The organism is Streptomyces sp. URMC 127 (assembly GCF_051386535.1).
GTDB lineage: Bacteria > Actinomycetota > Actinomycetes > Streptomycetales > Streptomycetaceae > Streptomyces.
In genome coordinates, this window is the sequence record NZ_JBPQTW010000319.1 from 1 (window position 1) to 5,797 (window position 5,797).

At 70.8% G+C, this 5,797-nt stretch carries 4 protein-coding genes and 2 pseudogenes; 5 read left to right on the forward strand and 1 reads right to left on the reverse strand.

Annotated features, from left to right (window positions below; all coding sequences use genetic code 11):
* The 5 genes and pseudogenes from ACSNOH_RS32995 to ACSNOH_RS33015 all read left to right on the forward strand — a co-directional run.
* Positions 1 to 418 (forward strand): annotated as a pseudogene (locus ACSNOH_RS32995) (hypothetical protein); the annotation flags it as partial.
* Positions 419 to 529: 111 nt separating this feature from the next.
* Positions 530 to 2,506, forward strand: a complete 1,977-nt coding sequence (gene thrS / locus ACSNOH_RS33000) for a threonine--tRNA ligase (RefSeq protein ID WP_436725132.1) — start codon at positions 530 to 532, stop codon at positions 2,504 to 2,506.
* 73 nt (positions 2,507 to 2,579) lie between these two features.
* A complete protein-coding gene (locus tag ACSNOH_RS33005; RefSeq protein ID WP_436725133.1) occupies positions 2,580 to 3,140 on the forward strand; it encodes an HIT family protein in 561 nt (186 codons plus the stop codon).
* A gap of 89 nt (positions 3,141 to 3,229) precedes the next feature.
* Entirely contained in the window at positions 3,230 to 4,105 is an 876-nt protein-coding gene (locus ACSNOH_RS33010) for a polysaccharide deacetylase family protein (RefSeq protein ID WP_436725134.1), read from the forward strand.
* Positions 4,105 to 5,337: a beta-propeller fold lactonase family protein gene (locus tag ACSNOH_RS33015; RefSeq protein WP_436725135.1), complete on the forward strand. Its 1,233-nt coding sequence runs from the start codon at positions 4,105 to 4,107 to the stop codon at positions 5,335 to 5,337. The genes ACSNOH_RS33010 and ACSNOH_RS33015 overlap by 1 nt, the downstream gene beginning before the upstream one ends.
* 172 nt (positions 5,338 to 5,509) lie before the next feature.
* Here ACSNOH_RS33015 and ACSNOH_RS33020 read toward each other — a convergent pair.
* A pseudogene (locus ACSNOH_RS33020) lies at positions 5,510 to 5,797 on the reverse strand (hypothetical protein); the annotation flags it as partial.

Below are 5,797 nucleotides of genomic sequence, written 5' to 3' on the forward strand. Positions count from 1 at the left end.
GTATAAGAGACAGGTCGAGTTCACCCCCGGCGACCTCCCCGTCCTCCGCGAGGCCGGCGCCCGCTACGTCCGGGAGGAGCCCGCCGTCGCCGTGCACCTCACCGGAGTGGTCCTCCGCATGCGCCGCGAGGCACAAAGCGGCCCCGGAGCCGTCCGGCTCAAGGTCCTCGCCGGCGCGGACGTGCCCCAGCTCCGCGCCGTCCTAGACGAGGACGACTACCGCATCGCGGGCCACGCCCACCTCGTCGGCCAGCCCGTCCGCATGAGCGGCCGCCTGGAGAGCAAGGGCGGCTTCCGGCGCCTGACCGACGCCCGCGACGTCATGCCCGTACGGGTCGAGGACGGGGAGCGGGACCGCCTGCTGAAGTCGCTCCACGAGAACCTCGGCTTCTTCGAGGAGGCCTGCGGCGGCGACTGAGCGCGAGCCTTAGGGACCGCCCGGTAAACCGTTTCGCGACCAGGCTGCCGCTCTCGGTACGATTCAGGCGCGCAGTGACCGCTGCGGCGACCCATACGTCAGGAGAGACCGGTGTCAGACGTCCGTGTGATCATCCAACGCGATTCCGAGCGGGAAGAGCGCGTGGTGACGACGGGCACTACGGCCGCCGAGCTCTTCGCCGGTGAGCGCACCGTCGTCGCCGCGCGCGTCGCGGGCGAGCTCAAGGACCTCGCGTACGTCGTCGCCGACGGCGAGGAGGTCGAGCCCGTCGAGATCTCCTCCAAGGACGGCCTCGACATCCTGCGCCACTCGACCGCGCACGTCATGGCCCAGGCCGTGCAGGAGCTCTTCCCCGAGGCCAAGCTGGGCATCGGCCCGCCGGTCAAGGACGGCTTCTACTACGACTTCGACGTCGAGAAGCCCTTCACGCCCGATGACCTCAAGGCCATCGAGAAGCGCATGCAGGAGATCCAGAAGCGGGGCCAGAAGTTCTCCCGCCGCGTGGTCACCGACGAGGAGGCCCGCGACGAGCTCGCGGCCGAGCCGTACAAGCTGGAGCTCATCGGCCTCAAGGGTGCCGCCTCGCACGACGACGGCGCGGACGTCGAGGTCGGCGCGGGCGAGCTGACGATCTACGACAACCTGGACCCGAAGACCGGCGAGCTGTGCTGGAAGGACCTCTGCCGCGGTCCGCACCTGCCCACCACCCGCTTCATCCCGGCGTTCAAGCTGATGCGGAACGCCGCCGCGTACTGGCGCGGCAGCGAGAAGAACCCCATGCTCCAGCGCATCTACGGCACCGCGTGGCCGTCGAAGGACGAGCTGAAGGCGCACCTGGACTTCCTGGCGGAGGCCGAGAAGCGCGACCACCGCCGCCTCGGCAGCGAGCTGGACCTCTTCTCCATTCCCGAGCAGATCGGCTCGGGCCTGGCTGTCTTCCACCCCAAGGGCGGCATCATCCGCCGGGTCATGGAGGACTACTCCCGCAAGCGGCACGAGGAGGAGGGGTACGAGTTCGTCTACACCCCTCACGCGACCAAGGGGCGCCTCTTCGAGACCTCGGGCCACCTGGACTGGTACGCCGACGGCATGTACCCGCCCATGCAGCTCGACGAGGGCGTGGACTACTACCTCAAGCCCATGAACTGCCCGATGCACAACCTGATCTTCGACGCGCGCGGGCGCTCCTACCGTGAGCTGCCGCTGCGCCTGTTCGAGTTCGGGACCGTGTACCGGTACGAGAAGTCGGGCGTCGTGCACGGCCTCACCCGTGCCCGCGGCTTCACGCAGGACGACGCGCACATCTACTGCACCCGCGAGCAGATGGGCGAGGAGCTCGACCGCACCCTCACCTTCGTCCTGGACCTGCTGCGCGACTACGGCCTGAACGACTTCTACCTGGAGCTCTCCACCAAGGACGAGACCAAGTTCGTCGGCTCGGACGAGGCCTGGGAGGAGGCCACCGAGACGCTGCGCAAGGTGGCCGAGAAGCAGGGCCTGGAGCTCGTCGCCGACCCGGGCGGCGCGGCCTTCTACGGCCCGAAGATCTCGGTCCAGGCCAGGGACGCGATCGGCCGCACCTGGCAGATGTCGACCATCCAGCTCGACTTCAACCTGCCGGAGCGCTTCGACCTCCAGTACACCTCGGCGGACGGCTCGCGCCAGCAGCCGGTCATGATCCACCGTGCGCTGTTCGGTTCGATCGAGCGGTTCTTCGCGGTGCTCCTGGAGCACTACGCGGGTGCCTTCCCGGCGTGGCTGGCCCCGGTGCAGGCGGTCGGCATCCCGATCGGCGACGCCCACGTCGAGTACCTGCAGGAGTTCGCCGCCGAGGCGAAGAAGAAGGGCCTGCGGGTCGAGGTGGACGCCTCCTCGGACCGCATGCAGAAGAAGATCCGCACCCACCAGAAGCTCAAGGTTCCGTTCATGATCATCGTCGGTGACGAGGACATGGCCGCGGGCACGGTGTCCTTCCGCTACCGCGACGGTTCGCAGAAGAACGGCATTCCGCGTGACGTCGCGCTGCAGGAGATCCTTGATGTTGTGGAGCGTCGCGCCCAGGTGTGACGCGTCCCCGCGGGGTCAAAGGGGCGGCCCATCAGGGCCGCCCCTCTCTGCGTCCGCGCCCTCCCGGGCGCATATGCTTCCCACCATGACGAGTGAGCCGGAGCAGCAGATCGGAGTCGGGGCGCCGGACGCCTTCCAGCGCCTGTGGACGCCCCACCGGATGGCGTACATCCAAGGGGAGAACAAGCCGTCCGGCCCGGGTGCCGATGACGGCTGCCCGTTCTGCTCGATCCCGGAGAAGAGCGACGAGGACGGGCTGGTCATCGCCCGGGGCGAGCGCGTCTACGCCGTCCTCAACCTCTACCCGTACAACGGCGGGCACCTCATGGTGGTCCCCTTCCGGCACGTCGCCGACTACACCGAGCTCGACGACGCCGAGACCGCCGAGCTCGCCGCCTTCACCAAGCGGGCCATGACGGCCCTGCGCACCGCCTCCGGCGCGCACGGGTTCAACATCGGCATGAACCAGGGTGCGACCGCGGGCGCGGGCATCGCCGCTCACCTGCACCAGCACGTCGTCCCCCGCTGGGGCGGCGACACCAATTTCATGCCCGTGGTGGGTCACACCAAGGTGCTGCCCCAACTGCTCGCGGACACCCGCAAGATGCTCGCGGACGCCTGGCCGTCCGTCTGAGGGCACGCGCCGGGCACACGCCGGACACGCGCCCCTGCAAAGCGGGCAAATCTCCCCGATTCCTCATTAAAAGCAGTTCTAATGGTGCGGTGACGTTCCTCCACCGCCGCACCGTGCTGCGCGCGGCCGCCGGCGGTGCCCTCGCCGGGGCCGCCGCGGTGGGCTGCGGGCCGTCCGGCGGCGATACGGGCGCCCGGGCCGCCGCGGATCCGTCCGTACGGGCCACGGGCCCGCCGCCCGGGCCGTCCGAGGCCGCCGCGAGCCCCAAGGGCGGCAGGGCGTCCCGGCGGCCCTCGTCACCCTCACCGCCGGCGTCGCCGTCCAAGGCGTCCCCCGCCCTGAGTCTCGCCCCGCTCCCGCCGGGGCTCCCCGCCCAGATCGAGCACGGCCCCCGCACCGGCAAGGCCGTGGCGCTGACGTTCCACGGCCAGGGGGAGCCGAAGCCCGTCACCGAGCTGCTCGGGGAGGCCGAGCGGGCCGGGGCGCGGGTGACGGTGCTCGCCGTCGGCACCTGGCTGGACGCCCAGCCGCAGCTCGCCCGGCGCGTCCTGGACGGCGGGCACGAGCTGGGCAACCACACGATGCACCACCTCGACATCTGCACCATGCCCGCGGCGGCGGCCTCCGCGGAGATCACCCAGTGCGCGGAGCGGCTGCGGCGGCTGACGGGCGGGATCGGCCGCTGGTTCCGGCCGTCGCGCGCGCGGCGGGCCACCGAGCAGGTGGCCCGGCTGGCCCGGGAGGCCGGCTATCCGCACGTCCTCTCCTACGACGTGGACTCCCTCGACTTCACCGACCCGGGGCCCGAGGCGGTCCGCCGCGCCGTGCTGGGCGCGGTGCGGCCGGGGTCGGTGGTGAGCCTGCACTTCGGGCACGCGGGCACGGTGGCCGCGCTGCCCGCGATCCTCGACGGCCTGCACCGCCGCGGCCTGCGCGCGGTGACGACTACGGAGCTGCTGACCTGATGAACCAGTTCTCCTCGTTCCCGAGCCCTGCCCGCCGGTCGCGTCCGCGCGGGGTGCGCCGTGCCGTGCTGTTCGCCGCCGCCTGTGCCCTGCTGGCCTCCGGCTGCGGCGGGAAGTCTGGCACGGAGGCGGCCGACCGCGCGCCGCACAAGGACGGACAGCAGCAACAGCAACCGCAGCAGCGGGGGGCGGCGCCCGCGGCGGGGCTCCCCGGGATGCCGCCGCTGCTGGATCCGCACGACCTGTACGCGGCGGACCGGCCGAACAAGCTGTCGCCGGTGGTGAAGGACTTCCCGTCGCGGGTGTACGTGCCCAACACGGAGTCGGACACGGTGAGCGTCATCGACCCCAAGACGTACAAGGTGATCGAGACGATCCCGGTGGGGGCGCAGCCGCAGCACGTGGTGCCGTCGTGGGACATGAAGACGCTGTGGGTGAACAACGACCGGGGGCACACGCTGACGGCGATCGATCCGGCCACGGGGAAGAAGGGGCGGACGGTCGACGTGCACGACCCGTACAACCTGTACTTCACGCCGGACGGGAAGTACGCGGTGGTGATGGCGTCGATGGACCGGGAGCTGGTGTTCCGGGACGCGCACACGATGAAGCGGAAGAAGACGGAGCCGGTGTCGTGCAAGGGGGTGAACCACGCGGACTTCTCGCCGGACGGGAGGTACTTCATCGTCTCGTGCGAGTTCTCGGGCGAGCTGCTGAAGGTCGACACGGCGAAGATGAAGGTGATCGGTCAGCAGAAGCTGCCGTTCGAGGGGGCGATGCCGCAGGACGTGAAGATCTCTTCGGACGGGCGGACGTGGTACATCGCCGACATGATGGCGGACGGGGTGTGGGTCCTGGACGGTGACAAGTTCACCGAGCCGTGGCTGATGCCGACGGGCAAGGGGGCGCACGGGCTGTATGTGAGCCGGGACTCGAAGTCGATGTACATCTCGAACCGGGGCGAGGGGTCGATCTCGGTGCTGGACCTGCCGAGCCGCAAGCTGGTGAAGAAGTGGGAGCTGCCGGAGGGCGGGAGCCCGGACATGGGCGGGGTGTCGGCGGACGGCAACGTGCTGTGGCTGTCGGGGCGTTACGACTCGGAGGTGTACGCGATCGACACGCGGGACGGGCATCAGATCGCCAAGATCCGGGTGGGTGCGGGGCCGCACGGTCTGGCGGTCTATCCGCAGCCGGGCCGCTACTCGCTGGGGCACACCGGGATCTTCCGCTGACGTGAGCCTGTCCGGCGGATCGTGAGCACCGCGCCGGTCGCGGCGGTGTCCTCTTCCGCCGGCCCCTCGCGGTTGTGGGGCACCGCCGTTGCGGCGGATTCTCCTTCTCCGCCGCAACGGTGGTGCACCACGACGTGGCGGCCCGGCGGTGCCGGACCGTCCCGCCCCGCGGTCAGGCGTTGTAGACGTCGGCCGCGCCCGGCTTGGCGTCCTGGACGGCGCCGCTGAGGGACATGGCGCGGCTGGTGAAGCGGTCGGTGTTGACGCCGTGCTCCTTGAGGACGCGCAGGGCGGCTTCGTGCACCACGCGCAGGACGGGGGTGGTGGCGCGGAGGGCGTCGTCGGCCATGAAGCGGTGCCGCCAGGGCTTCTCGGCCCAGGCGTGCCGCAGGCCGAAGGGCTCGGGGAGGACGAGCTTGCCGCCCCAGTACTCCAGGAGCGGGGGGTACCAGGTGAGGGG

What these genes read in the sequence shown, in the direction of transcription:
- ACSNOH_RS33005 (WP_436725133.1), top strand. Translation starts at nt 2,580, where the DNA reads ATGCTTCCCACCATGACGAGTGAGCCGGAGCAGCAGATCGGAGTCGGG.
- ACSNOH_RS33015 (WP_436725135.1), top strand. Translation starts at nt 4,105, where the DNA reads ATGAACCAGTTCTCCTCGTTCCCGAGCCCTGCCCGCCGGTCGCGTCCG.